Genomic DNA, 24,886 nt, shown 5'->3' on the forward strand with positions numbered 1-24,886 from the left:
CCCGCCTCATTCCGGTTCGGTCAGGTCCTCCATCAGCTCGGGGAGCTTGCGCAGCCTGGACAGCGTCTGGTTCAGCAGCCGTACGGCCGTGTCCGCCCGCTGCCGGGCGACGGGGTGCGCGACGGACGCCGCACGGCTCCGCTCGGCCAGCTCGCCGAGGAGGCCGCCGAGCCGGCCGGAGGCCGCGTGCAACTCCTGGACACGGGTCTCAATGAGGTCGACCAGGGCCTCTGGGGTGAGGGCGGGCGCCACGACAGCGGGTGCGGCGGGGACCGGCGCGGTCACGACGGAGCCGACGGGCGGCGCGGGCGCGGGCACGGATGTGGTAGTCGGCACGAGGGCGGCGGTGGTCAGGGTCGGTGGTGTCGCCGCCGTCGGCAGGGGCACCGAAGGCGCCGCCGCCTTGCGTGGCCGCGTCCCGGTGTCCTTGGGGAACTCGGAGTCGAACCAGAGCGGTGTCATCTCGCGGCCCACCAGCTCCTTCCCCGAACTGCTGACGCGCCAGGGCCGCCGGTCACCGTCATCCATGGCCGCGGCCAGGGACTTCAGCAGGCCGGCCGCCGCCTGCCGGCTCTTCTCGTAACGCAGGGCCTGGAGGCAGTTCATGACCGTGCGGCGGGAGCGGCGGACCCGCTCCCCCGTGTCGGCGATCGCCTCCTGTCCGTCGAGCGAGCCGCGGTCGGCCTCGATGATGCCGAAGGAGGCCAGCCAGTGGGCCGCACGATAGGACACCAGTTCGTCGAAGGCGGCGTCATCGGTGTCGGCGGCGGCCAGCAGCTCCGGCAGCCTGCGACCGGAGAGGACGATGCCCTCGCGGGCCCGTGTGGAGAAGACCTGCCCCACGCGGGGGTTCCAGGGCATGGGGTAACTCTCGGACGTGAGCGCGGACCAGGTGCGGGCCCGCTGATTGATCTCGGGGGTCTTGAGCTGTGACGGCGGATTCTCGCTGAGTGCGCGCCGCAGCAGGAGTCGCTTGCGCGGATCGACCGGGAACAGCTCCTGGAGCAGCAGCATCGAACGCAGGTCGCGAAGCTCGGAGACCGTCATGTCGGCTGTCGCTTGCGGGAGTTCACGGATCGGCGCGATCCCCGAAAGCACCTCGGCCGTCTTCTCGTCCATGGCGCCCTGGGCCACGTACATCCCCAGCACGCTCCGCCCCAGCGCGCGCGAGCGGTCGAGGGCGTCGAACTCCAGCGGCGGGTGCACGTGGTCGCGCCGGTTGTTCATCTGCACGATGCGGTAAAGCCGCTGCGGGGTCGGGGTGCCGATCACGAGGTGCGCGTCCACCACCGCGATGGCGGCGGCCCGTCGCGCCCGTGAGCCGCTCGTGGGGTCGAGTTCGTCGTCGGCCGTCTCCGCGTACTCCCGGTTGAGCACGGCGGAGAATTCGGGGAGCCAGTCGCGGGGGTCGCAGATGACCTCGTCCCCGTCCCGCTCCAGTTTTTCCGCCGGGACTCCGGCCAGCACTTCACCGGACGTCAGACGGAAAATCGATTGCCTTTTCTGTGTTCGATTATTCCCTCGAACTGCCATCCAGCCCCAGTAGGCGTCAGGGTAGAGCGGGTTACCGTTTTCATCCTTTTCGGGATTCTGTTCGAGACGCACTTGCTGAGGAACGTACATTCCGGGATCTTGCTGCCCGTTGAGTACGAGATCCTCCTCAAGGTCATACGGGCGGACCCGGTCCCGCCGCTTCAACGCGTCCGCCGCGTCCTCGGCGTTCAAGATCAGCGCCCGCCGGTCCGCCACCGTGCTTTCCAGTGCGGCGAGGCAGATCTCACGCCCGTCGTCGTCGACGCCCATCCACGGCCGGACCGAGGCGAGCGTCCGCTCCGTCCCCCTGCCGACCGTCGGGTCGGCGACGGAGCGCCAGATCGAACTGATCCGTTCGTTGTGTCCCCACTGCACGCCGCCGACACCGTGCATCCGGACGACGGCGACGACCATGTCACCGGCATCCGTCCTGATGCGCCGGACCGCACCGCTTTTGAGCGTGCGCAGGCCCTGGTCGTCGGGTTCGCTCAGTGTGTCCTCGGGGTCGACGATGAAAGGGGCGATGTTCTCCAGGGCGCCCCGAGGCACGTTGACGCCCTCAGTGGCCAAGACGGCCTCGATCCAAGCCCCTTGCTCCTTCCGGGAGACCGGAATCGGGAACGGCTTGTCGCTCACGGTCTTGCTCATGCCTTGCCTCGTATCATTGGGGGTCCTGAAGTCGGTCGATGGCCCACTGGAGGGTCAGGCCCAACCCCCGGTAGGCCGGGTTTCCCGTTCGCGCCTCTTCCGCCGCGCAGCCGACCTGCGCGACCCGCAACCAGTTCGCCATCCGCTGACGGCGCGCCGCGTTCGCCCTCGCTTCGGCAATCTCACGTTCTTCACGCCGGATTTCGTCGTCCGGTTCGTCGGAAGAGTGGCCGGGCTCGGGGAATGAAGGCATGATGCATCTGGCCCTTCGGAAAGGCGCGGCCGTACGTCGGCCTACTGGCCAACACCCGTTCCGCAGAGGCGTTTGGGACAGCAAGGATGCTGCCAGAGGAGCGGGTAGGATTATCGGTTCTGCGGCAAACAGCGACCGCTATGGGGGACGAGGCGAACTCCTGCTCCCATGCCGGGCGCGGACTTTCCCGGCTATGCCTACGCCTACGAACGTGGTCGACCGGCCGTTCCGGTACGCCATGGGAACCGCAAGGAGTCCATTAGTAAAAACAACCGGCGAGCACAGCCAGATGTCAGCCCCGCCGGATATGCACGAACTGACGTTCCATATTGACAAGTTGACGACTTGCCGATATAGCCCTTACGCCCCGCTCACCGCCGTCAACAACGCCAGTGGTGCCGCCGCCGACTTCGATTCCAGGGCGCACGCGTGCGGGTACGGGACCGGTACCGGGTACGCCCCCTTGTCGTAGCCCGCGAGGACCTCCGGGAGGCGGCCGTCTGTGGTGGTGGCCGCCGCGACCAGGCCGCGCGCCACCGTGCGGGCCTCGTCGTGGAGGCCGTAGCGCGCGAGGCCCAGCGCGATCAGGGCGTTGTCGTGCGGCCACACCGAACCGCGGTGGTAGGAGAGCGGATGGAACGCGGGCTGCCCGGCCGCGACCGTCCGTACGCCCCAACCCGAGAAGAAGTCCGGCTCCAGGAGCCGTCGGCCCACCGCCTCGCCGTACTCCTTGTCGAGCAGCCCCGACCACAGCAGGTGCCCGGCGTCCGAGGCGAGCGCGTCGACCTGGTGCCCCTCGCCGTCCAGCGCGAGCGCCGGGAAGTTCTGCCCCGGCATCCAGAAGTCCCGCTGGAAGCGGTCCCGCAGATCGGCCGCCGCCTGCGCGAGCAGATCCGCGTACACGGGGTCGTCCCAGACGGTCCGCGCCAGCCAGGCGGTGCGGCACAGGGCGTCGTACGCGTACCCCTGCGCGCCCGCGGCCATGACCGGCCCGCTCGCCTCGCTGCCGTCGGCGGAGCAGATCGCGCCGGGCGAGTCCTTCCAGTTCTGGTGGGCGAGGCCGCCCCGGTCCGCGCGGTAGACGAGGTAGCCGCGCGAGGTGAGCCCGCCGTGGTCCAGCATCCAGCCGACGGCGGCGCGCGCGGCCGGTTCGAGGCGGCGGGCGAGCGCGGTGTCCCCCGCCTGCTCGGTGTACGCGCCGAGCAGCACCAGGAACAGCGGCGTCGCGTCCACCGAGCCGTAGTAGCGGCCGAACGGCACCTGCCCGAAGTGGGCGAGTTCCCCGTGCCGCACTTCGTGGACGATCTTGCCGGGCTGGGCGACCGCGCCCCGCACGGCCTGTGTGGCCTGCGTCGCGGCGAGCGCGGGCAGCGTCGCCGCCGCCAGACGCGGCACGTAGGGCAGGGCGAAGAGCGAGGTCAGCGCGGCATCACGGCCCCGCAGGGTGAGGAACCAGGGCACGCCCGCGCCCGGCACGCTGAGCGCCTCGCCGTCCGGTCCCGTCGCCGGGACCCTCAGCACCGCGAGGTCGGCGATGCCGCGCGCGCAGACATCGGCGAGGGCGGGCCAGCTGCTGATCAGCGTGAGACCGGACCACAAGTCCTCGCGCAGCGCGTCGAGTTGGCGTACGGCCTCGGCGGGCGAGTCGGGCGGGTGGGACTCCGCCTCCCCATGCGGAGACGCGGCGGCACGGAGTGCCACCTCGACCGTGTCGTGCGCGTCGAGCTCCAGCGTCCATACGAGGCGCCGCGCGCCGCCGCCGGTCTCCTCGACGGCGTCCGGCGCGGGGTCGGCGGTCACCGTCGTGCGGGCCCGCCACTCGCCGCGCCGGTATCCGAACTCGACGCCCCGCACACCGTCCTCGCCGTCCAGCGCCCGCCGGGCCCTGACGGCGCCCGGCTTGGCGTACGTACGGTGGTCGGCGCGCAGTTCGAACTGGTCGGTGAAGTCGGCGTCCACGGTCAGCGCGATCCGCACCCGGGTCGCCACCGGGCGGTTGCTCACGACCCGCAGGGATTCCACGAACGCGCCGTCCGCCACGGCCTGTTCGCGCAGGAGGGTGTACGCGGGCGGCTCCTGGCGGCCCCCGCGCGGCACGAGCACGCAGCGCGCCGTGTCGCCGGCGGCCGCGGACGTCCCGACCGGCGCGAGGAGCTCGGGCACGGCTCCGTCGACGGTCAGCTGCCAGCGGCTCAGGTGCCGCGCGTCCCGTACGAACAGGCCGTCGGGCCCTGTGCCACCGCCTCGCGCGCCGCCGACCCCGCTGATGTCGCCGCCCGCGCCGACGGCCACGAAGGTCCGTCCCCGCACCAGCAGCCGATGCCGGTCACTCATGCCCCCACCCCTCTTCCGCGGAATGTTCCGCGGACTCATCCGCGAACTCCTCCTCGGGCGCCCCGCCGGGCTCCCCTTCGGCTCCTTCGAAGAGCCCGTCCCGCCCCGCGTACAGCAGGTCCAGCGTGAGCGCCGCCGTCCAGCCGAAGCCGCGCGCGCCGCAGCCCTCGCCCGTGTACGGATGCACGTACTCGGCGAAGCCGGACGTGTCCGCCGCGTCGAGCATGGCCGCGCGCAGCCCGTCCGCGAGGGCCCGCTCGCCGTGCAGCCGAAGCCCCTTCGCCACCAGCCAGTTGGTGTTGAACCACGCCGGGCCGCGCCAGTAGCGGCGCGGGTCGAAGGCGGCCGCGGTCAGGTCGTGGCTCGGCACGAGCCGCGCCGTGCCGCCGAGTCCGAAGTGCGGGCCACGGGCAGTGCGCACCAGGGCGGCGGCGACGCCGGGCGGCAGCGCGGGCAGCGCCAGGGGGATCAGTCCGGTCACGCCGCGCTCGCCGATGAGTTCCCCCGAGCGCAGGTCGCGGCAGAGGAACAGCTCCCGGCCCGGGTCCCACAGGCGTGCCACGAGAGTTCTCGTGAGGGTCCGAGCGCGGGCTCGGTGTTCGTACGACCGGGCCGCCGCCGCGCGGCCGCCCAACTCGGCCTCGATCAGGGCGAGTGCGTGCTCCGAGGCGATCAGGAGCGCGTTGAAGGCGGGGTCCTCGACGCGGAACGCGCCCGCCGAGGCGCCCGGGCCGGTCGCCTCGGGTCCCGTCACGTCCGCGTACCCCCGGTCGCGGTAGTCCGCCGCGAGCCGCACGTACCGTCCGTAGTCCGCGTCGGTCGGCCGGTCCTCGGGCGCCCCGTGGGCCAGGTCCGCACGGCGGTAGGCGCCCGGCTCGACCGGGTCCACGCGGCTCAACGGGCCGTCCCAGCAAGGGCTGTTGTCCATGCCCTGCTCCCACGGGTGCAGCACGGCGGCCAGCCCAGCCCCGCCCGCGTCCCTGCTCTCCAGCAGATAGCGGTGCCAGGCGGCGAGGCGGGGACGGAGGCGGGCGAGGAAGGCTCGGGCGCGGGAGAGACCGGGGTCGGCGCGGTGCACGAGCCAGGCGGCGAGCGCGTGCACCGGCGGCTGCACGATGCCGGAGGTCTGCACGTCGGCGGGGGCGCCGGCCGTCCGGCCCGCGGTGGTGGAGCGCCAGAAGTCGGGGCTCGGGAAGTACGCGCCGAGGGGGACGGCGTCGTTGAACACGATGTGCGGGACGCGGCCGTCACCCCACTGGGCGGCCAGCAGCGTCTCCAGCTCCAACTGGGCGCGCAGCGGCGACAGGTGGCGCAGCCCGATCGCGATGAAGGCGGAGTCCCAGGACCACTGGTGCGGGTAGAGCGCCCGGGACGGCACGGTCGACGTCCCCGTCCAGTTCGCCCACAGCACCTCGGCGGCACGCTCCCGCAGCGGCTCCCGCGACGGCTCCGGCAGCGGCTCCCGCGACGGCTCCGGCAGCGGCTCCCGCGACGACGTGGCGGTGGCGCGGTGCGCGAGGTGCTGGGTGGTCGTGCTGCGGTCCACGCGGGTCTCCCGGAGGCTTTCGACGTCCCGTCGGTTCGGTGGCGGTCACCCTAGGGTTACGTCTACTTCACACGCAAAACCCAATATGTAACGCTGAGTTGACGAGCACAAGGGTGCGCGTCCGGCCCGTACGGATACGTCACGCGGGCCGCGCGCGGACGTACGGTGAGCGCCGACGAAGGCACGTTCGAACGGGGAGGGACCCATGGGCTCGGCAGGCCGCAGCACCACCACGGAAGGCCCCGCGGCCCCGAGGCGAGGGGCCCCCGGGACGGGCGACGGCACCGGGCCCTCCGCGCGCCCCCTCCCGCGCGTCCGCGCCGCCGCGGGTCAGCCCGGCGCCGGCGAGCTGCTGCATCTCGTGCGCAGCGGCCGGGCCACCACACGCGGCGCCCTTCAGGAGGTCACCGGCCTGTCGCGGGCCACGGTGGGGCAGCGGCTCGGGCGGCTGTTCCGGGCCGGATGGCTGCGGGAGGAGGCCGGGCCCCCGGCGGACTCGCCGCTCGGCGGGCGGCCCGCGCTGCGCCTGGAGTTCGACGAGACGCACGCCGTGGTGCTCGCCGCCGCGCTGGAGACCCGGCACGCCCGCACCGCCCTGCTCACCCTCGGCGGCGAGATCATCGCCGAGGACACCGGGCCCCTCACCGTCGAGGACGGCCCCGAAGCGGTCCTCGGTGACCTGGGGGCCCGCTTCGGCGAGCTGCTGCGCGCGACCGGGCGGCCCGCCGCGTCGGTCTGCGGCATCGGGCTCGCGGTGCCGGGCCCGGTGGACACCGCGACGGGCCGCGTCGTCCAGCCGCCGATGATGCCGGGCTGGGACGGCCACGACATACGGGCCCGCCTGCGCCGGGCCCTCACCGAAGCCCTGCCCGCCACCTCCGCCACCGCTACCTCCACCGCCCTCCCCGACCCCCCTCTCCCCGTCCTCCCCGACCTCCCCGTCCTCGTAGACAACGACGCCAACCTCATGGCGTACGGCGAGCAACGCGCCCACTACCCGCACTGCGCGGCCTTCGCCCTGGTCAAGGTCTCCACCGGGATCGGCGCGGGCGTCGTGGTGGACGGCGCCGTCTACCGGGGCATCGACGGCGGCGCGGGCGACATCGGCCACATCCGCGTGCCGCAGGGCGCGGACGCCCTGTGCCGGTGCGGTGCGCACGGCTGTCTCGCCGCCGTGGCCAGCGGCGGCGCGGTGGCCCGCAGGCTCACGAAGGCGGGCGTCGCGGCGGCCTCCGGCTCAGATGTGCGGGCACTCCTGGAGGCGGGCCACCCCGAGGCCGTACGGTTCGCGCGCGAGGCGGGGCGGCACGTCGGGGAGGTCCTGGCGACCGTCGTCACCCTGCTGAACCCGGGCGTTCTCATGATCGCCGGGGATCTGGCCGGAACCCCCTTCCTGACGGGCGTCCGCGAGCTGCTCTACCAGCGGGCCCTGCCCCGGTCCACCGCCCACCTGGAGGTCGTCACGTCCCGCCTCGGCGAGCGCGCGGCGCTGATCGGCGCGGCAACGCTCGTGGTGGAGCACTTGTACGCACCCGGGCGTGCGGAGGAGCGGCTCGCCGCGCTGGGGGTGTAGCGGTGGGCGGGCCGCGTCGGGCGGGGTCTCCCGCGGCGGGCGCCGACCGTCCGGATGGTGACATCGGGCCTCTTCAAACGGCGTGATTCTCGCCACCCCTGATCGCTCTTGCGCTCAGATGAGCGCTTTCTGGGCGGCTGCACTTCTCCAAGGGGTGGCACTGAGTGCCAATGCTCGATCATTCAGGAGGTGAACTCACATCTGAGATTATCTCGCTCGTTTGAGCGTTTGCCAGGGTCTACGGGGGTTGCGACTTCAAGACTTGAACACAAGCTCTGGCCCTCCCCTACCGCCGAGTCACTTTCGATCTAGCGGCGGACGGGTGGTTACGGCCGCATGACGCGCAAGTGGACGTACCCAGGCGCCTTCGATCTGGGTATGTTCCTCGCCGTCAGGGCAGCCACCGAGTCCTCGAGGAGTCGAGACCCGTGTCGGAAAACAAAGATCCCCACGTAGCTCACACGAGTGAGACGACCGCGGCGACCGAGGAGGTGAAGTTCGTTTACGACTTCACCGAGGGCAACAAGGACCTCAAGGACCTTCTCGGCGGCAAGGGCGCGAACCTCGCCGAGATGACCAACCTCGGGCTGCCCGTTCCGCCGGGCTTCACGATCACCACCGAGGCGTGCAAGACGTACCTCGACAGCGGTGAGGAGCCGGCGGCGCTCCGCGACGAGGTCAGCGCGCACCTCGACGCCCTCGAGAAGAAGATGGGCAAGAAGCTCGGCCAGGCCGACGACCCGCTGCTCGTCTCGGTCCGCTCGGGCGCCAAGTTCTCCATGCCCGGCATGATGGACACGGTCCTGAACATCGGGCTCTCCGACAAGTCCGTGACCGGCCTCGCCAAGCAGTCCGGCGACGACCGCTTCGCGTGGGACTCCTACCGCCGGCTCATCCAGATGTTCGGCAAGACCGTCCTCGGCGTCGACGGCGACCTCTTCGAGGACGCGCTGGAGGCCGCCAAGAAGGCGAAGAAGGTCGCGGTCGACACCGACCTCGAAGCCGGTGACCTCAAGAAGCTGGTCACCAAGTTCAAGAAGATCGTCAAGACGGAGGCCGGGCGGGACTTCCCGCAGGACCCGCGCGAGCAGATGGACCTCGCGATCCGCTCGGTCTTCGAGTCGTGGAACACCGACCGCGCCAAGCTCTACCGCCGCCAGGAGCGCATCCCGCACGACCTCGGCACGGCCGTCAACGTCTGCTCGATGGTCTTCGGCAACCTCGGCCCGGACTCCGGCACGGGCGTCGCGTTCACCCGCGACCCGGCCAGCGGCCACCAGGGCGTGTACGGCGACTACCTCCAGAACGCGCAGGGCGAGGACGTCGTGGCGGGCATCCGCAACACCGTGCCGCTCGCCGATCTGGAGCAGATCGACAAGAAGTCGTACGACCAGCTCATGCAGATCATGGAGACCCTCGAAACGCACTACAAGGACCTGTGCGACATCGAGTTCACCATCGAGCGCGGCCAGCTGTGGATGCTCCAGACCCGCGTCGGCAAGCGCACCGCCGGTGCCGCCTTCCGCATCGCCACGCAGCTCGTCGACCAGGGCCTGATCGACGAGGCAGAGGCGCTCCAGCGCGTCAACGGCGCCCAGCTCGCGCAGCTGATGTTCCCGCGCTTCGACGCGGACTCCAAGGTGCAGCAGCTCGGCCGCGGCATCGCCGCGTCGCCGGGCGCGGCGGTCGGCAAGGCGGTCTTCGACTCGTACACCGCCATCAAGTGGTCGCGTTCGGGCGAGAAGGTCATCCTGATCCGCCGCGAGACCAACCCCGACGACCTCGACGGCATGATCGCCGCCGAGGGCATCCTGACCTCGCGCGGCGGCAAGACCTCCCACGCGGCGGTCGTGGCGCGCGGCATGGGCAAGACCTGTGTCTGCGGCGCCGAGGAGCTGGAGGTCGACACCAAGCGGCGCCGCCTCACCGCGCCGGGCGGCATCGTCGTCGAGGAGGGCGACGTCGTCTCCATCGACGGCTCGACGGGCAAGGTCTACCTCGGCGAGGTGCCGGTGGTCCCCTCCCCCGTCGTCGAGTACTTCGAGGGCCGCATGCACGCGGGTGCCGACGACGCCGACGAGCTGGTCGCCGCCGTGCACCGGATCATGGCGTACGCGGACCGGGTGCGCCGGCTCCGTGTCCGGGCCAACGCGGACAACGCCGAGGACGCGCTGCGCGCCCGCCGCTTCGGCGCGCAGGGCATCGGCCTGTGCCGCACCGAGCACATGTTCCTCGGTGAGCGCCGCGAGATGGTCGAGCGCCTCATCCTCGCCGACGCGGACGAGGAGCGCGAGGACGCCCTGAAGGAGCTGCTCCCGCTCCAGAAGCAGGACTTCGTGGAGCTGTTCGAGGCGATGGACGGCCTGCCGGTCACCATCCGCCTGCTCGACCCGCCGCTGCACGAGTTCCTCCCCGACATCACGGAGCTGTCCGTCCGGGTCGCCCTCGCCGAGTCCCGCAAGGACGCCAACGAGAACGACCTCCGCCTCCTCCAGGCCGTCCACCGCCTGCACGAGCAGAACCCGATGCTGGGCCTGCGCGGCGTACGCCTCGGCCTGGTCATCCCGGGTCTGTTCACCATGCAGGTGCGGGCCATCGCGGAGGCGGCGGCCGAGCGGAAGAACGCCAAGGGCGACCCGCGCGCGGAGATCATGATTCCGCTCGTCGGCACCGTCCAGGAGCTGGAGATCGTCCGCGAGGAGGCCGAGCAGGTCATCGCGGAGGTCATCGAGTCCACCGGCGTCGAGCTGAAGCTCGCCCTCGGCACGATGATCGAGCTGCCGCGCGCCGCGCTGACGGCCGACCAGATCGCGGAGGCCGCCGAGTTCTTCTCCTTCGGCACGAACGACCTCACGCAGACCGTCTGGGGCTTCTCGCGGGACGACGTGGAGGCCAGCTTCTTCACGGCGTACCTGGAGAAGGGCATCTTCGGGGTCTCGCCGTTCGAGACGATCGACAAGGACGGCGTCGGCAAGCTGGTGAAGGACGCGGTCAAGGCCGGCCGCGCCACGCGCCCCGACCTGAAGCTCGGCGTCTGCGGCGAGCACGGCGGCGACCCGGAGTCCGTGCACTTCTTCCACGAGGTGGGCCTGGACTACGTCTCCTGCTCCCCGTTCCGCATCCCGGTGGCCCGCCTGGAGGCCGGCCGCGCCGCCTCCCACTCGGTGGGCAGCGACCACCGGTAGCAGACCCCGGAGCCGCCGCCGTGTCCCCGACCCTCAACCGATGCGGCGGCGGCTCCGGTCCACGATGAAGGGGCGGCACCCTGTGCGGGGGTGCCGCCCCTTCGGGCATTCCCTGCGGAGACTGTCAAGGCAATCCGCTGACCAGCCCAAACGGCGTTTGCTGGCGTTGGTTGTCGTTGAACCTGCGCGAAGCCGTTGTGCCCTCGTTGTGCCCTCCACCCGTGGCCATGGCCAGCACGACACTGCTTAGGCCAAGCGCTTAGAAGGGCCCTAGGCTCTTTGTAGGAACTACGCTCCTGACCTGCATGTGAGTCAGGAGAGCTGAACGGTCCTGAGTCACTTCGATCCGCATTCGACAGGGGCAGTCCAGCCGAAACGCGGACTGCCCCTGGTACACCTTCTGATCCGTAGCTCTATGTGGATCGGTCGCGAACGGTCGTACCGGCCAATCTACGGCCCTGAAGGGACGCTATCGGATGCGGTCGGTTCCTGCGGTTGCTGTACTTCGCTGCTGTACTGCGTCGGCGCCGAGCAACCTTGGGTGTACGCCTGCACCCCCACCCATGCAGTGATCGTCGTGGCGCATCCCGTGAGGAACGAACCAGCTCCCATCATGAGCGCAGTAGCAGTCGTGGTTCCCCTCGCAGTTCTTTGAGTAGGCTCTTCCTGAACAGGGGTGAGTGGATCCATCTCATCCTTTCCGGGGCAGCTCGAACGAGTTGCGCTGGTCGGCCCCATCCGTCACGTCTCCCCAGACCCGGATGGGGTCCTCTTCAGGCCACGAAAGCTAGCAGGGCGCGCGCCCGCTTCCGCTCCTTTCGAGAAGCGCTCTTGCCTCGTGCTGACCACACCCAAAAGGTGTACACCAGGTCCGCGCCTACAAGGCCCTGGTCTGCACGTATGCCTGGTTACGACCACCGCAGAAAATTGCGCTCATCGCAACTGTCCTGCAATCCACGCAGATCGGTGCACATAAGCGTTGAAACCTGCGTCCGAGGTTGGCTGAATATGATCGGACACTGACTCGCCCACACATACCCACCACTCACCCCAGCTCCCATCCCGTCCGCCGTCGACCCACACACCGTGGAGCGGGCGTGGTTCCGGGCGTCAAGGTGGAGCGCGCCACTGTACGAACGCCCTTGACGCCCTGGGCCGCGTCTGCTCGGCTCTGCCTGGGTCGACGGTGGACGGGATGGGAGCCCCCGCGCACGCCACAACGGGCCCGCGGGCGAAGACGGCGCCCCCTCCATCCCGGTGCCGGCTGATCCCCCGCCGGAGGCATCGTTTTGACCGTGGGCCGCGCGATGCGGTGATCGACTTATGGCTTCCGGCCCTATCCACATGTGGGCGCGCGTCGGCGGCGGCAGCGCCGAGCGGGCCGAAGGCAGGAGCGCGGGCGCAGCCAGAGCCGGGAAGCGCGCCCGGCGGAGCGGAGCGCAGCCGGGTGCCTTGATGGGGCAGGGTTAGTTATTCCGACATCTCAGGGGTTCTCATGGGTACGGCCGAAGGCACTGCGCCGCTCCCCCGCTACGCTGATACGCACCACGTCTACGAGACGATTCGTGCACGGCTCGCCTCTGGCGAGTACGCCCCCGGTGACAAGATGCCCTAAGAGCGAATGCTCTCGGAGGAACTTGGCATCGGCCGGACGGCGCTTCGGCAGGCGCTGGCCCGACTCCTGGCCGAAGGCGCCTTTCCGTTGGGTCAAGCTCCAGCTCTGGGACGTGGAACCGCCCGGCGTGGAACGCTTCGAGCATCATGTGGTGAAGCTCCACCACGTGGCCATCACGGCGGTTCTGGACGACCAAGACCGCGTACTGATGATGTGGCGTTACCGCTTCGTGCCTCAGCAATGGGGCTGGGAGCTGCCCGACGGCATCGTGGATGAGGGGGGAAGAACCCTCACAAACGGCGCTCCGGGAAGTCGTGGAAGAGACGGGTTGGCGGCCGAAGTCCGTAGAGCACGTGGTCACGTTTCAGCCCATGGTCGGCATGGTCGACTCGCCTCACGAGATCTTCGTGGGCCATGGGGCCGAACAAGTCGGTCCGCCGACCGACTTGGAGGAAGCGGGGCATATCGAGTGGGTTCCTCTGGCCGACATTCCAGGGCTGATGGCCCGTGGTGAGCTGATGGGCTCAGGCACTCTCGTGGCGCTCCTCCACATCCTGGCTAGCCGCGGCAAGCAGGGAGCTACAGCCGGGCACTGAGCATGTCGACGCGGCGGCGCTGCCGCACCGAGCCGGTGCGGCTCGCCAGCAAACGAGCTTGCCGTAGGTGAGTGTTCGCGTCGTCGTACTCGGCTCGCGTCAGATGCGCTTGCGCAAGGTCTGCGTGGAGACCAGCTTTCGCTCGCACAAAGGACGGGTCCGCCACCTCAAGCGCGTCGTACAGGCTGGTGACGGCGTCTTCGTCGCCGAGTAGAGCGAGGACGTTGCCGCGCCACCGTGCGAGGTGGGCGCCGTTGAGGAAGATGCTCAGCATGTCCGGGTCGCGGTCCTCCGAGCCGGGCGGAATGCTCGCCGTGGCCGTATCGAGCGCGCGCCGGCAGTCGTCCGGCATTCCGGCATGGGCGCACATCTCCGCTTCGGCCGCGAACAACCACGCACGCAGACGTGGGGAACCCGCCTGGCCAACGGTGCGTTGCGCGTCGCGGACCAGGTCGACGCCGAGCGCCGACCGACCTGCCTCGCAGAGGACGTACGCCTGCTCTGCCATGGCGTGCGCGAGGTACATCGGGGCCTCAGCATCCCGCGCCGCGCGCTTCGCGAGTTCGTAGTGCCGCCACGCCCGTTCGACCGCTCCCGAGTCGATTGCCTGCCATGCGGCAAGGATCGACGCTCCCGCAGGGCAAGCGCTACGGGACGACGAGTGCTCGGTAGCACCGCGAAGTTCAGCGCATCTTCAAGGGCGCCGAGGTGTCCCGTCATCTGATCTACGAGCCCGGACGCGATGGTTTGCATGCCCGACGGATGCGATGTCAGAGCGCCATGACGGTATGAAGTTGCGGTGTGACCGACCCCGGCCGGCGCACATACGGCTTCTTAAGAACCGTTTCATCCCGCGCAGTCGCGCCCCGCATCCGTCGATGCCTTGTTCACCCGCCGTGCGTTGGCCTGCGGCGGCTCTGGTCTCGACGGTCCCACGCGGATCTGTCCATGGGCCCGGGACGATGTCGCGGTCACAGCCCGATGATCCGGGCCCTGCCGCCGCACAGCCGGGTCATGTCATCGACATCCGACGTGAGGATGGCGACCGGGCCAGGCTGACGCAAGGCCGCTTCCGCGACGGTGGCGTCGATCGCGTACTTGTGTCCGTGCAAACCGGCGCCCTTGAGTAGTTGGGCCGCCGCCTTGGCCGCTGCCTCCGTGATCGGCTCCACCTTGACCCGGGAGAGCGCCCAGTGCAGTCGGGGCAGGTTCACCCTGACGTGGCTCACCTCAACGATGGTGTTGGCGCTGACGACAAGGTCCGCCCCCATGTCATGGAACACCTGGAACATCGCCAGAACCTTCCGGTCCTGCGCCACCCAGGCCGACAGCCCTTCGCTGTCCAGGACGACGGTCTCAAGGTGCCCGCTCACACGGCGCTCACGCCGTCGGCGGCCGACGTCGTACCGAAGATCCGCGCCCGCGCCTCGGCCAGCTCTTCCTCACTGAAGGCACCGTGCTCGTCTGTGTGGCTGCGCAGGTCGGCCCCTAGGAGCTGGTGCCGGATCTGCCTGGCGACCGCTGCAGCCACGTAGCCGGAGACGTTGTCCGTGATCTTCTTCAGCTCCGCCACCTGCTCGGTGGGGAGGGTCACCGTGATGCGTGTGGTGTCAGCCATAGCCCTAAGCATACTGCGGTATGCGCGCTAGATGCTGTCTGTTCCCCGCAGTCGGTCCGGTCAACGGCAGTCGGGGCGTGTCCGTTCGAGCAGGGGCTCAGCCGGGCAGTCGTACGACGCGGCAGTTCTGGGCCTCACCGTAGTGCTGCACCGTACGGTTGAGGCCCAGGGAAGAGGCGGGCAACAGTATGGCGCCCACCGGCCTCTGAGTGGTTCCATCATCTGATCCAGAACACCAACGCCAAACCCGCTGCCTTCGCACGCCTCACCGGCGCCTGATGCCACGACGGCCCCACGGGCATCACCGTTGCTGTAAGAAAGTCAGCCACACACTCCTGGGCCGGGGGGTGCCGCCCCTCCGGCATCGTCAGCGGAGGCGACTTCCCGCCCGGTTCTCCGCGAGCTTCCGGGTCTTCCTGGTGGTGGCCGACTCGGCGAGCAGGGCGAGTACCGCGGGCGACGTCGACGCCTCGGCCAGGAAACGCTGCATCCAGGCCGTGACCTCCGCCAGCTCGGCCGGGGTCGGCACGTGACCGTCCCTCACGGACAGGTAGAACAGCCAGTCGTCGATGCGGCGGCGGATGAACGCGCGGTGCCCCTCCACCCGGAACCGGGCGATCTCCGGCAGCAGTTCGTCCGACCACCGCCGGAACTCGGCAGGGCCGGTCGCTTCCTCGCGATCTCGTCCACGAGGGCGACCACCGCCACCTTGGCCCCCATCTCGTGCGGGTCGCGCCGGATCGTGGCCACCATCGCGCGGTCCCGGTCCCGGTCGCGGCTCGGTGACGAAGCGGCCGCGGAGACGACGCGCAGGTACGCGGCCGTCCGGGCGTGCTCGTCCGCGACGGCCTCGTCGACATCCACGTCGCCGATGCCGGCCTCCGCCAGCAGCTCGGCCACATCGGAGCGCAACGTCATCGCTTCATCCCCCTTGCCTACGTGCGTACGTACGTACGTGAACTACGTGTGCTCGCAGGGTGGGCCGCGGCGGGGATCAGCCGCCCGAGGTGTCCAGTTCCGCGTCCTCGCCGACGCCCGCGCAGTCGTAGGGGTCCTTCAGCCAGCCGTCCGGCAGGACCACGCGGTTGTTGCCCGACGTACGCCCGCGGGGGCCGTCCGCGCCCACCGGCCACGGCTGGTCGAGGTCCAGCTCGCCGAGGCCGTCCTCCAGTTCGGCCAGCGACGAGGTGATCGCGAGGCGCTTGCGCATCTCGGAGCCGACCGCGAAGCCCTTCAGGTACCAGGCCACGTGCTTGCGGAAGTCGATGACGCCGCGCGACTCGTCGCCGATCCACTCGCCGAGCAGCGTCGCGTGGCGGAGCATGACCCGGGAGACCTCGCGCAGGGTCGGCGCCTGCGGGGCGCCCGTGCCCTCGAAGGCCGCCACCAGGTCGCCGAAGAGCCAGGGGCGGCCGAGGCAGCCGCGGCCCACGACGACGCCGTCGCAGCCGGTCTCGTCCATCATGCGGATGGCGTCGGCCGCCGACCAGATGTCGCCGTTGCCGAGCACCGGGATCTCCGGCACGTGCTCCTTCAGGCGGGCGATGGCGTCCCAGTCCGCCGTGCCGCCGTAGTGCTGGGCGGCGGTGCGGCCGTGCAGGGCGATCGCCGTCACGCCCTCCTCGACCGCGATGCGGCCCGCGTCCAGGAAGGTGATGTGGTCGTCGTCGATGCCCTTGCGCATCTTCATCGTCACGGGAAGGTCGCCCGCGCCGCTGACCGCCTCGCGAAGGATCGCGCGCAGCAGGGGCCGCTTGTACGGGAGCGCGGAGCCGCCGCCCTTGCGCGTCACCTTGGGGACGGGGCAGCCGAAGTTCAGGTCGATGTGGTCGGCCAGGTCCTCTTCCGCGATCATGCGGACGGCCTTGCCGACGGTCGCCGGGTCGACGCCGTACAGCTGGATCGAGCGCGGCTTCTCCGTCGCGTCGAAGTGGATCAGCTGCATCGTCTTGTCGTTGCGCTCCACCAGGGCGCGCGTGGTGATCATCTCGCTGACGAAGAGGCCCTTGCCGCCGGAGAACTCCCGGCACAGCGTCCGGAACGGCGCGTTCGTGATGCCCGCCATGGGGGCGAGCACGACGGGCGGCTGTACGGTGTGCGGGCCGATCGTGAGGGGCTGGGACGGCATCGGGGCTCTCCGGGACGGACGACGGGACCCTCTATTGTCCCTCACTCCCCGGACTGCCCTCACGCCTGCTCCTCGCACGGCTCCACCGGCTCTCCGGACGGCTCCGCCTGCTCCTCGGACAGCTCCGCCAGCCGTTCCAGGCGCTCTTCCGTCTCGTCGTCGGCGGGGACGTACGCGATGAGGCGGTGCGCGTGCGCCAGCGGCGCCATCCACAGCATCCGGTGCTCCAGGCGCAGCAGCCCCACATCGGGGTGCTGGTAGCGCTTGACGTGCGGGGACATCGTCGCCACCTCGTGCCGCTCCCACAGTGCGCGGAACTCGGCGGACACCCCGAGCAGCCGGTCCCGCAGCTCCCGCCAGGCGGGCTCCGCGCCGTGCTCGGCCATGGCCGCGCGGAACTTCGCGGTCAGGTCCCGCAGCATCTCGTCCCGGTCGAGGAAGGTCTCCCGCCACCTCTCGTCGGTGGCCAGGAGCCACAGGCAGTTGCGGTCGCGGGGCTCCATCGCGCCGAAGTCGCCGAAGACGTGGGTCCAGGAGCGGTTGTGCGCGAGGACGTCGTAGCGGCCGTTCTGCACGGTCGCCGGGTAGGGCGCGACGCGGTGCATGAGGCGTTTGACCTGCGCGGACAGCGCCGTGCACTCCGCCTCGGGGTGCGGGTCGACGGCGCCGCCGAGGGCGAAGAGGTGGGCGCGTTCGCTCCGGTCCATGAGCAGGGCGCGGGCGATCGCGTCGAGGACCTGCGCCGAGACCTTGATGGGCCTTGCCTGCTCCAGCGAAGTGCACACCCGTTGGGATACGCAGCTACAACAGTCACCCTAGACGACGCAAGCTTCGCCCGGAAGCACCGAACGGGGCTTGTGACGTGGTCAGTTACGCGCAGAACGAGGACTTAACGGCGGTCACGATGTTCGCGGCCTGGTCGTCGGCGAGGCTCGGCACGGTGCCGCCCTCAAAACGAAGCTTGGCGTTCTTCTGGACGGTCGCGGCATCCTTGCCGCTCTTCAGGTCCGAGCAGACGTTTCGCGCGCGGTCTACGGCGCGAGTCTCCTTGACCACTAGCCCCGGCTCTATGGTCCGCAGCGCGCGAATCAACCGCGCGGTCTGTGCGGGGTCCGGTGAGGGGATGCCGCTGCTTGCCGCGGGCTTGGACGGCTTCTCGTCGGGCGCCTTGTCTGCCTTGGCTGACTCCGTAGCGGTCGGCTTGGGGTCGGGGTTCGCGTTGTTGCTCTTGTCGTCCTCAAACAGACTCAGCACCCCACCGAAGACGAGCACCACCGCGCCCCCCACCAGCCAATTACGCGTTTTCGCTTTCAAGACCCCTCCCCGGATCACACGCAAGATCGCTAATCCCTATCACGGGCCGCCCATGGTGGGCGCACACTCCGGACATGGGAAAGCCCCGCCCGACGGGTGGTCGGACGGGGCTGGCACAGAGCGGTCAGCGTCGTGAGGGGTTCCAGCGGTACGCGGGCAGCTCATCCCATTGATTGCGCTGCGGATAGTTGTAGACGTGATCCGGGCACACGAAGTGGGTGTATCCGGCTCCACCACTGGCGCTCTGGACGTGGCCCACGATGATGGGGGCGAGAGTCCAGCACCCGCAGATTCCGCGGACGGGCGTGGGCTCGCTGGTGGCTCCCTCGCGGGTCACGCGGCCACCCGCTCTCGCTTCACGAGACTGCCGAGCGTCATGGTTGGAAAGTCGTAGTCCACGCCGAGTGCGGCGAACTCAACCGCCCACACCCGTTCCCGCTTCACGGCGGGCAGCTCTCGTGTGCGCTCGTCCTTGAAGATGGCGCGTACTTCCTCAGAAGACGGAGTGGTCCACGGGCGGGACCAGGGGGACGCGGCAGTCTCGGGCTGATTCGCGGCAAGGTATTCCGCGCTGTGGCGTCCGGGCCGGCGAGGGATGAGGACGGAGAGCACCCAGGAAAGGGCGCGGACGATAGGGTCACGCATGTCGTTTCAGCTCCCACAAGCTGTGCGGCGGAGCCTCGGCGAACCGGTCCTACGCGGTTCGTCGGGGCGTTTTTTTGTGTTCGGAGCATCACGCTAAGCCAACTCGTCTAACTCGTCTACCTGTCTAGGTGGTCTACCCGTCTAAGTCGCTCCGGATTGCCCGGTTGTCTACGCTCTCCCCATGCCAGACAGCCCGAGCGATCCGAGCGCCCCGCGAGCCCCCTACATGCGTGTACGGGATGCCCTCGCGGCTGATATCGCGTCGGGGAAGTACGCACCAGGCAGCCCGCTTCCGAGCGAGGCCGAGTTGTGTGAGCGGTTCGGGGTGGCGCGCGAGACGGCTCGCCGAGCGGTGCGGGTGCTTCGCGAGCGTGGGCTGATCCGGACTGAGTGGGGGCGTGGGTCGTTCGTTGCCGAGCGAGGCGACGAGAACGAGCGCCAGGGCGACGAGTAGCCCGCCCGTCCGCAGCTAAGGAACGCACGGGACGAGCGGGACCACGAGCGTCGGCGCTGTTACTGCGCCTCTGTCTCCAACGTCTTGCACACCTCGTGCATGCTCGGACGGTCGCGAGGCTCGGAACGCAACATGTCGTTGATGAGCCACCCGAGCGGCCCCGCAACGTTCACGGGGCGGTGTGTCCGGTCGGCTACTGCTCGCCGCTGTTCGGCTCGGGGCGCGTCGTCGGGGTACTCCACGTGGCGCCATCCGGTCGCCGACATGAACAGCGTTGCACCGAGCCCGTACACGTCCGCTTCCTGCGTCGGTGTGGCTTCCCCGAACTCCAGCACGCTGCGGGAGATCTCTGGGGCTTCGTAGTGGACGAGACAGCCCCGGTAAGGGAAGTCGAACCGTGCAGGGATCTCCGCGCCATGGGTCAAGGCCAAGTCGATGAGGGCCGCCCCGTGGGGCCCGTCGCCGATGATGAAGTGCGCCGGTTGGATGTCGCCGTGCGCATACCCCTTGTCGTGCAGTTCGGCGAGTGTGCGGGCGCACGACAGCGCGTCACGGATCGGGGGACGACTCAGGGAGTCCCGAGTACGGTACGGCTGCCACAGGGCTTGCAGATCGGTGCCCCTGTACCAGGGCTGCACGTTCCACGTGCCCTGGTCCCACACCCCGTACAGGGCTGCGGCCACGCCGAGTTGTTGCAACACGGCCCCCTCGCGGGCAGGGGCAAGAGCCGTCCATCCGACCGCTTCCCACTGGTCCGTCGCTGCGATGGGGTATCCGAGCTTCACGGCGTACTCGGCATCCTCGGTCCGCACATGCCACACGGTGGAGCCGCGCCGATCAAGCACGACCCGCGATTCCGTGGCGTTCACGATGGCGAGGACCGGCGCCGGAATGTTGGGGGGTTCGGGGGCTGACACGGGTGTCCTTTCAATGGAGCAGAGCTGATCCGCGAAACCTCCGGATCAGCTCTGCAACGGGTGCCCGGACGCTACTCCGGGGGGTTGATCACTGCTGGCCGTACGGGCGGCCACAGTCTGCGTCGCACTGCGCGGTGTTCTCGCCGTTCACAGTCCACAGGTCGTCCAGGACCAGGAAGCCGGCGGTCTTGATGGCCTGCACGGATGCGGTGACTTGCTCAACCGTGCGGCAGCCCGCTCCGGGCTCGGGGTTGTGGTGCAGGAAACGCCCCGCGAACTTCTGGCAGAAGTCGGCGTATGCCTCCGTGTGCAGGATGAAGGCATGCAAGCCGTCGTCCACGTCATCGCTCGGCATCATGCCGACGCTCGCCGTTGCGGCGGTTGCCACGAACGCCAACGCCTGATCGGTGATGGCTTCGGCCCGGTTCTGCGGGTGCTTGAACTGAAGGTGCACGAAGTGCGCGATGCTGCCGAACAGCTCGGCGTCGACGAGCGCGCGACCCGTCTTGAGTTCGTTCGCTACTGCGGTCATGGCGTGTTCCCTCCGGATTGGAGTGGTGCACTGCACGAACGCCCGTCCCTGCCGCTTCCCCTTGCCGAACGGGGGAGCCGGTTTGGAGTAGAGGGGCAGGGACGGGTTCCTACGAGACAGCGGAACTGCTCCCAGCACACGGGGTTTGGTACTGGGATCCGCTGCTGACTCACCCACCCTTTACGGGCTGTAGGGCAAGCCGACCCGCGCGACATGTGAGGCGCACGGGGGTGGTGCTCCGCTCTGTGCCACGACTGCCCCCGGTGGGGAGGAGGGGTTCATGCGACAGAGAGCGGAAGTCTTGCGGCGATTCACCCCGCGTCGGCTGCCTCGCCGAGCTGATTCAGGGGAAGCCTCTGCCCGTAGTCGTGCGCTCTCGTGGCTGCTCGCACCCGCGCGGCTTGGTACGGGAAAGTGAGCGTGTCGAGTTCGCCCATCGGCACCCATCGCACGGCGGACAGCTCATCGGCTGCGCTGTCGGGCAAGGCCACCGCGGCGGCCTGGTCGTGGTCGAGGGTTCCTCCGTCAACGACGATGTTGTACCCCTCGGCGCTTGTTCCGTCCTCGCTCGCCGGTACTTGGTCGATCATGAGCGCGTGCGTGATGTGGCGCCTTACTCCGGTCTCCTCAAACAGTTCGCGGACCGCAGCGGCAGCGATTGTTTCGCCCTGGTGGACGCCACCGCCGGGAAGCTGCCACCCCCGAACGTCGTCCGCGTGCTTGTACCGGGGTTTGACCATGAGTACGTCAAGGTGCCGATTGCGGAGCAGGACCACGGCCCCGATGCGGCGGCGGGGCGGTTTAGCGGGGTCAATGTCAGCGTGTGCCATTGGGGCTCGTCTCTCTGCTAGGCGTGTGGATCTCCGCCACTGGGTGGGGGTCGGTCTTGCTCGCCGGCCCGTCCGGAAGCGGGGAGATCAGCGGTATGGGTGGCGAAATGAGCATGCGTCCGACCACGGCGCACGTGACGAATGCGGCTGCTACCAGGAGCACTGTCCGAACACGTCTCACGAGCTGTGCCCCGCACTCGCACGTTCGCGATGGTTCCGCCACCACTCCAGCGGACGGGGCTTGGGGCGGCTCTGCGTTCGGGGTGGGGGTTCCTGAGACGGACGTATCGGGGGTTCGTCCGCGGGGACGTCCACGGGGGCGACCCATAGGCAGTACGTCCCGGTGTGGTCGGCCGCAGCGAGCGTCACCGGCCAGCCGTCACGGAGTTGGTCGTGTGCGGCTTGCCGTCTCTCTGCATCGGCGCACCAGGCACGCAACTCGGTGGGCGCGTCGGGGGCACCTTGGGGAAGGTCGAGCGCCACCAGGACGCCGGACTCAGCACCCCGCCCACCACCGAGCCACGGCGCATCGGGCTCCGGGTCGAGCTGGTCCGCGATGCGGTGGGCCTGGTTGCCCATCCACCGCATCATGATCCCGAGATACGGCGTCCGGAGCGTGTCCAACACGATGCGGGTGTAGCTCCCAAACCCCACGGGACCAGTGCCGACCACTTCGCCGTGATACTCGCGGCGGGTTGCCGTTGTGCGCTGGTGTCCGTCCACGTTCACGGCTCGGCTCCGATCTCTGTTGATCTCTCCTGCCTCTACGCAACCGCTTGGCCACGCTGAGCGGTACCGTGGAAGCGGGGCCGAAGTATGAAAGCCATGAACGCCGAACTGTCTGCCGGGAGTTGAGGGCATGGCGCCACGCACGCGTACGCCGAACTTGGATCTGGCGCGGCTGCTTGATCAGGCCAGATGGAGCCGGTCTCAGTTCGCGATCATCGTCAATCGACTGGGAGCGGAAGCCGGATTGGCTCTCCACTATGACCAGTCCGCTGTTTCCCACTGGGTTAGCGGGACGATCCCAAAGGCCCCGGTCAGGCGCGTGATCCTTGAGGCGTTCTCTCGAAAGCTGCACCGCACCGTGACGCACGCTGAAGCAGGGCTTCCGGTCGCACCGTCTGACCAGGCCCCGCCGGGCGTCGACACTGTGGAAGAACTAGTCGACCTAGGGAGGGCCGATATGGACCCCACTCGCCGCGGTGTCATCGCCGCGGGCGGTCTGTTCTCAGCAGCACTAACCGTGCCACTGTTCGCCGACGTGGCGCGAGCCGCTGAAGCTGCACCAGTAGCTCCGGGTAAGGCCACGGTTCGAATTGGGGCGGGGCAAGTCGAGTCGGTACGCCGGATGACAGAAAAGATCGCGGACATCCTGGACGAGCTAGGGGGGGCTCACGCCCGCCCCATGGCCGCTGCCTTTCTGGTCCACACGGTGGCCCCGTGGCTCCGCGCCGAGGCTTCCGCAGGTGTCAGGAAAGATATGTACGCCGCAGCCTCTGACCTGACCTACCTAACCGGCTGGATGGCCATGTACGAGCGGGACCACCGCACCGCCCAGGAGTACTACACAAGGGCGCTGGAACTCGCCGGGTACGCAGATGATCACGTGACCTACTGCCGGACACTGCGGGGCATGAGCCTTCAGGCATCCAACCTCGGATACGGCCCACGGGCCTTGCAGCTTGCGGACTCGGCAGCGGAGGCTGCACCAAAGGGCGGCCCAAGGCTTAGCGCCTTTCTGACCGGACAGCAGGCTCACGCCGCGTCGATGGTTGGCGACCACAGACGCGCAAGGCGCTTGCTGGCGGATACTGAAGTAGCACTGATGAAAGCCGACAACCGCCGCGAGTCCATCGGGGGTTACGACCATTCGGCCTACGCGTTCCACGTCTCCCATGTGCTCTACGAAGGGAAGGACCTTCCCGGCTCGATCAGTGCGCTTCAACAGGCGCTGAGGGTGCAGCCTAAGCATGAACGTCAAGGCCGGGTGCACTTCAACGCCGTACTTGCCCAACGTCAACTGCAATACGGGCATGTCGATGCAGCATGCGAGTCGTGGAGAAGATTCCTAGACGACTACGAGCAAATTTCATCTGCCCGCGGGGATGAGCACTTCGAGACCATGCGGCTCCGCCTGAAGCCCCACGCCCGCACCAATGCTGTGCGAGCCCTTTCCCCGCGAATTACTGAAGTCGCGCGGCTGAAGGCTTAAGAGATATCAGCAAGCCCCGCCACACCAGCCATGACGTGACGGGGCTTTCTGCTGTCAGGCAGCTAGCCCAAACTCGCGAAGCGCCCTGATAACGAGCAGCGGTGGCGGCCCAAGCTCGGGCGTGCGGTCGGTCAGATAGACACCCCATGCCCCGCGGCGTCCGGGAACCTTGTGCACGCTGACGCCGTACCGAGCCGTGCCCCCGTGCCGGACCAGCACCGCAGCGAGCCGCTGCACTTCGGCGAACGCGTCGCCCCTGTCATCCCGGCCGAGGACGAACGTACGGGCGCTCATGCGGCTAGCAGCATGGTTGCGGCGGGTCGGTGGCATCCGTAGGCGCACGCCGTCCATGGCTCGTCCCACTGCACCCATAAGCCCGTTTCAGGGCTACGAACCCACTCGACCGAGCCGGCGAGCCCTTCCGTCTGCCGGTCCCGCGCCAGCACCCGGAACCACCTGTGTTCCGCCATGGCGCGCAGCAGTCGCGCGACCGTTCCCCCTTGCGCATCCAGGGTGACGGACAGGTCCTCGCATGACCTGATGCGCGTCTCCCCGAGCACTGCGGGCAGCTCGGGGCACGTGCCCCACTCGCCCTCACTCTTGCCCCCGTTGACCCCGCCACGCATGGGCACGATCACGGTCGTCTGTACTCGGAACTCCTCGCAGTGCGTAACCATGCGATGACGGTAGTACACGAGTTCGATATACGGAAGGGCATATTCATGCGCGCTACAGCCGACGTTCCGGAGGCCGCTCGCCCCGCGTCTGCGAGGTGACAGGACGCGATGACCACCGATTTAGTTGCAGAAGTCGGGCAAGATCTTTTAACTTTGTAGGACTGCAACAAAGTGTTGATGGCGCACGAAAGGGCCCCCCGCCAAGGCGGAGGGCCGTTACTTTACGTGACGCAGGTGGCGCACGCCTGGCTACGCTCGTCAGCCCACACAGTG

General features: G+C 69.2%; 20 protein-coding genes and 2 pseudogenes. 5 read left to right on the top strand and 17 right to left on the bottom strand.

What is annotated here, in order from left to right:
- Nucleotides 1-6: 6 nt before the first annotated feature.
- The 4 genes from J2N69_RS10985 to J2N69_RS11000 all read right to left on the bottom strand — a co-directional run bounded on the left by J2N69_RS10985 (nt 7) and on the right by J2N69_RS11000 (nt 6,248).
- Nucleotides 7-2,181, bottom strand: a complete 2,175-nt coding sequence (locus J2N69_RS10985) for a hypothetical protein (RefSeq protein WP_230900564.1) — start codon at nt 2,179-2,181, stop codon at nt 7-9.
- Between the two features lie 13 nt (nt 2,182-2,194).
- Nucleotides 2,195-2,434 carry a hypothetical protein gene (locus J2N69_RS10990; RefSeq protein WP_230900565.1) on the bottom strand — a complete coding sequence of 80 codons (240 nt, stop codon included), beginning with the start codon at nt 2,432-2,434 and terminating at the stop codon, nt 2,195-2,197.
- A 360-nt stretch (nt 2,435-2,794) separates the two neighbouring features.
- Nucleotides 2,795-4,768, bottom strand: coding sequence for an amylo-alpha-1,6-glucosidase (locus tag J2N69_RS10995; RefSeq protein WP_230900566.1), 1,974 nt, complete (start codon nt 4,766-4,768; stop codon nt 2,795-2,797).
- Complete coding sequence (locus J2N69_RS11000) at nt 4,761-6,248, bottom strand: MGH1-like glycoside hydrolase domain-containing protein (protein WP_408056887.1); 1,488 nt, start codon at nt 6,246-6,248, stop codon at nt 4,761-4,763. Before J2N69_RS11000 ends, J2N69_RS10995 begins: the two co-directional genes overlap by 8 nt.
- A gap of 271 nt (nt 6,249-6,519) precedes the next feature.
- Between J2N69_RS11000 and J2N69_RS11005 the strand changes: the two genes are divergently transcribed.
- The 3 genes and pseudogenes from J2N69_RS11005 (at nt 6,520) to J2N69_RS11015 (ending at nt 13,283) form a co-directional block, all read left to right on the top strand.
- Nucleotides 6,520-7,887 (top strand): ROK family protein, encoded by a 1,368-nt coding sequence (locus J2N69_RS11005; RefSeq protein ID WP_230900567.1) that lies wholly within the window; start codon nt 6,520-6,522, stop codon nt 7,885-7,887.
- A gap of 428 nt (nt 7,888-8,315) precedes the next feature.
- On the top strand, nt 8,316-11,072 hold the full coding sequence (gene ppdK / locus J2N69_RS11010) for a pyruvate, phosphate dikinase (RefSeq protein WP_230900568.1): 2,757 nt from the start codon (nt 8,316-8,318) through the stop codon (nt 11,070-11,072).
- 1,495 nt (nt 11,073-12,567) lie between these two features.
- A pseudogene (locus J2N69_RS11015) lies at nt 12,568-13,283 on the top strand (NUDIX domain-containing protein).
- Here the strand turns inward: J2N69_RS11015 and J2N69_RS11020 are convergent.
- The 10 genes and pseudogenes from J2N69_RS11020 to J2N69_RS11065 all read right to left on the bottom strand — a co-directional run.
- Nucleotides 13,267-14,024: pseudogene (locus J2N69_RS11020) on the bottom strand (XRE family transcriptional regulator); the annotation flags it as partial. The pseudogenes J2N69_RS11015 and J2N69_RS11020 overlap by 17 nt on opposite strands.
- Before the next feature lie 230 nt (nt 14,025-14,254).
- A complete protein-coding gene (locus J2N69_RS11025; RefSeq protein ID WP_230900569.1) occupies nt 14,255-14,656 on the bottom strand; it encodes a PIN domain-containing protein in 402 nt (133 codons plus the stop codon).
- On the bottom strand, nt 14,653-14,901 hold the full coding sequence (locus J2N69_RS11030) for a hypothetical protein (protein ID WP_230900570.1): 249 nt from the start codon (nt 14,899-14,901) through the stop codon (nt 14,653-14,655). Before J2N69_RS11030 ends, J2N69_RS11025 begins: the two co-directional genes overlap by 4 nt.
- A gap of 367 nt (nt 14,902-15,268) precedes the next feature.
- Nucleotides 15,269-15,430 (bottom strand): hypothetical protein, encoded by a 162-nt coding sequence (locus J2N69_RS11035; RefSeq protein WP_230900571.1) that lies wholly within the window; start codon nt 15,428-15,430, stop codon nt 15,269-15,271.
- An 11-nt stretch (nt 15,431-15,441) separates the two neighbouring features.
- Nucleotides 15,442-15,819 carry a hypothetical protein gene (locus tag J2N69_RS11040; RefSeq protein ID WP_230900572.1) on the bottom strand — a complete coding sequence of 126 codons (378 nt, stop codon included), beginning with the start codon at nt 15,817-15,819 and terminating at the stop codon, nt 15,442-15,444.
- A 76-nt stretch (nt 15,820-15,895) separates the two neighbouring features.
- Nucleotides 15,896-17,029, bottom strand: a complete 1,134-nt coding sequence (gene dusB / locus J2N69_RS11045; protein ID WP_127911956.1) for a tRNA dihydrouridine synthase DusB — start codon at nt 17,027-17,029, stop codon at nt 15,896-15,898.
- A gap of 59 nt (nt 17,030-17,088) precedes the next feature.
- Entirely contained in the window at nt 17,089-17,814 is a 726-nt protein-coding gene (locus tag J2N69_RS11050) for an MmyB family transcriptional regulator (RefSeq protein WP_230900573.1), read from the bottom strand.
- A gap of 85 nt (nt 17,815-17,899) precedes the next feature.
- Nucleotides 17,900-18,343 (bottom strand): DUF732 domain-containing protein, encoded by a 444-nt coding sequence (locus J2N69_RS11055; RefSeq protein ID WP_230900574.1) that lies wholly within the window; start codon nt 18,341-18,343, stop codon nt 17,900-17,902.
- A 124-nt stretch (nt 18,344-18,467) separates the two neighbouring features.
- The gene (locus tag J2N69_RS11060) at nt 18,468-18,680 is read right to left on the bottom strand and encodes a hypothetical protein (RefSeq protein ID WP_230900575.1); all 213 of its coding nucleotides are present in this window, start codon (nt 18,678-18,680) and stop codon (nt 18,468-18,470) included.
- The gene (locus J2N69_RS11065) at nt 18,677-18,988 is read right to left on the bottom strand and encodes a hypothetical protein (RefSeq protein WP_230900576.1); all 312 of its coding nucleotides are present in this window, start codon (nt 18,986-18,988) and stop codon (nt 18,677-18,679) included. Before J2N69_RS11065 ends, J2N69_RS11060 begins: the two co-directional genes overlap by 4 nt.
- Before the next feature lie 226 nt (nt 18,989-19,214).
- Between J2N69_RS11065 and J2N69_RS11070 the strand changes: the two genes are divergently transcribed.
- Complete coding sequence (locus J2N69_RS11070; protein ID WP_330166854.1) at nt 19,215-19,442, top strand: GntR family transcriptional regulator; 228 nt, start codon at nt 19,215-19,217, stop codon at nt 19,440-19,442.
- A gap of 59 nt (nt 19,443-19,501) precedes the next feature.
- Here the strand turns inward: J2N69_RS11070 and J2N69_RS11075 are convergent, their stop codons facing one another.
- The 3 genes from J2N69_RS11075 to J2N69_RS11085 all read right to left on the bottom strand — a co-directional run bounded on the left by J2N69_RS11075 (nt 19,502) and on the right by J2N69_RS11085 (nt 21,721).
- Nucleotides 19,502-20,359, bottom strand: a complete 858-nt coding sequence (locus J2N69_RS11075) for a protein kinase family protein (RefSeq protein WP_408056704.1) — start codon at nt 20,357-20,359, stop codon at nt 19,502-19,504.
- Nucleotides 20,360-20,447: 88 nt separating this feature from the next.
- Entirely contained in the window at nt 20,448-20,891 is a 444-nt protein-coding gene (locus tag J2N69_RS11080; RefSeq protein ID WP_230900578.1) for a glycine-rich domain-containing protein, read from the bottom strand.
- Between the two features lie 311 nt (nt 20,892-21,202).
- Nucleotides 21,203-21,721 carry an NUDIX domain-containing protein gene (locus tag J2N69_RS11085; protein WP_330166808.1) on the bottom strand — a complete coding sequence of 173 codons (519 nt, stop codon included), beginning with the start codon at nt 21,719-21,721 and terminating at the stop codon, nt 21,203-21,205.
- A gap of 859 nt (nt 21,722-22,580) precedes the next feature.
- Here J2N69_RS11085 and J2N69_RS11090 point away from each other — a divergent pair.
- Nucleotides 22,581-23,936, top strand: a complete 1,356-nt coding sequence (locus J2N69_RS11090) for a tetratricopeptide repeat protein (RefSeq protein WP_230900580.1) — start codon at nt 22,581-22,583, stop codon at nt 23,934-23,936.
- Nucleotides 23,937-24,886 lie beyond the last annotated feature (950 nt).

It is taken from the genome of Streptomyces huasconensis, assembly GCF_021028635.1.
Taxonomy (GTDB): domain Bacteria; phylum Actinomycetota; class Actinomycetes; order Streptomycetales; family Streptomycetaceae; genus Streptomyces; species Streptomyces huasconensis.

What these genes read in the sequence shown, in the direction of transcription:
- J2N69_RS10985 (WP_230900564.1), bottom strand. Translation starts at nt 2,181, where the DNA reads ATGAGCAAGACCGTGAGCGACAAGCCGTTCCCGATTCCGGTCTCCCGG.
- J2N69_RS10990 (WP_230900565.1), bottom strand. Translation starts at nt 2,434, where the DNA reads ATGCCTTCATTCCCCGAGCCCGGCCACTCTTCCGACGAACCGGACGAC.
- J2N69_RS10995 (WP_230900566.1), bottom strand. Translation starts at nt 4,768, where the DNA reads ATGAGTGACCGGCATCGGCTGCTGGTGCGGGGACGGACCTTCGTGGCC.
- J2N69_RS11005 (WP_230900567.1), top strand. Translation starts at nt 6,520, where the DNA reads ATGGGCTCGGCAGGCCGCAGCACCACCACGGAAGGCCCCGCGGCCCCG.
- J2N69_RS11030 (WP_230900570.1), bottom strand. Translation starts at nt 14,901, where the DNA reads ATGGCTGACACCACACGCATCACGGTGACCCTCCCCACCGAGCAGGTG.
- J2N69_RS11040 (WP_230900572.1), bottom strand. Translation starts at nt 15,819, where the DNA reads ATGACGTTGCGCTCCGATGTGGCCGAGCTGCTGGCGGAGGCCGGCATC.
- dusB (WP_127911956.1), bottom strand. Translation starts at nt 17,029, where the DNA reads ATGCCGTCCCAGCCCCTCACGATCGGCCCGCACACCGTACAGCCGCCC.
- J2N69_RS11065 (WP_230900576.1), bottom strand. Translation starts at nt 18,988, where the DNA reads ATGCGTGACCCTATCGTCCGCGCCCTTTCCTGGGTGCTCTCCGTCCTC.
- J2N69_RS11070 (WP_330166854.1), top strand. Translation starts at nt 19,215, where the DNA reads ATGCGTGTACGGGATGCCCTCGCGGCTGATATCGCGTCGGGGAAGTAC.
- J2N69_RS11080 (WP_230900578.1), bottom strand. Translation starts at nt 20,891, where the DNA reads ATGACCGCAGTAGCGAACGAACTCAAGACGGGTCGCGCGCTCGTCGAC.
- J2N69_RS11085 (WP_330166808.1), bottom strand. Translation starts at nt 21,721, where the DNA reads ATGGCACACGCTGACATTGACCCCGCTAAACCGCCCCGCCGCCGCATC.
- J2N69_RS11090 (WP_230900580.1), top strand. Translation starts at nt 22,581, where the DNA reads ATGGCGCCACGCACGCGTACGCCGAACTTGGATCTGGCGCGGCTGCTT.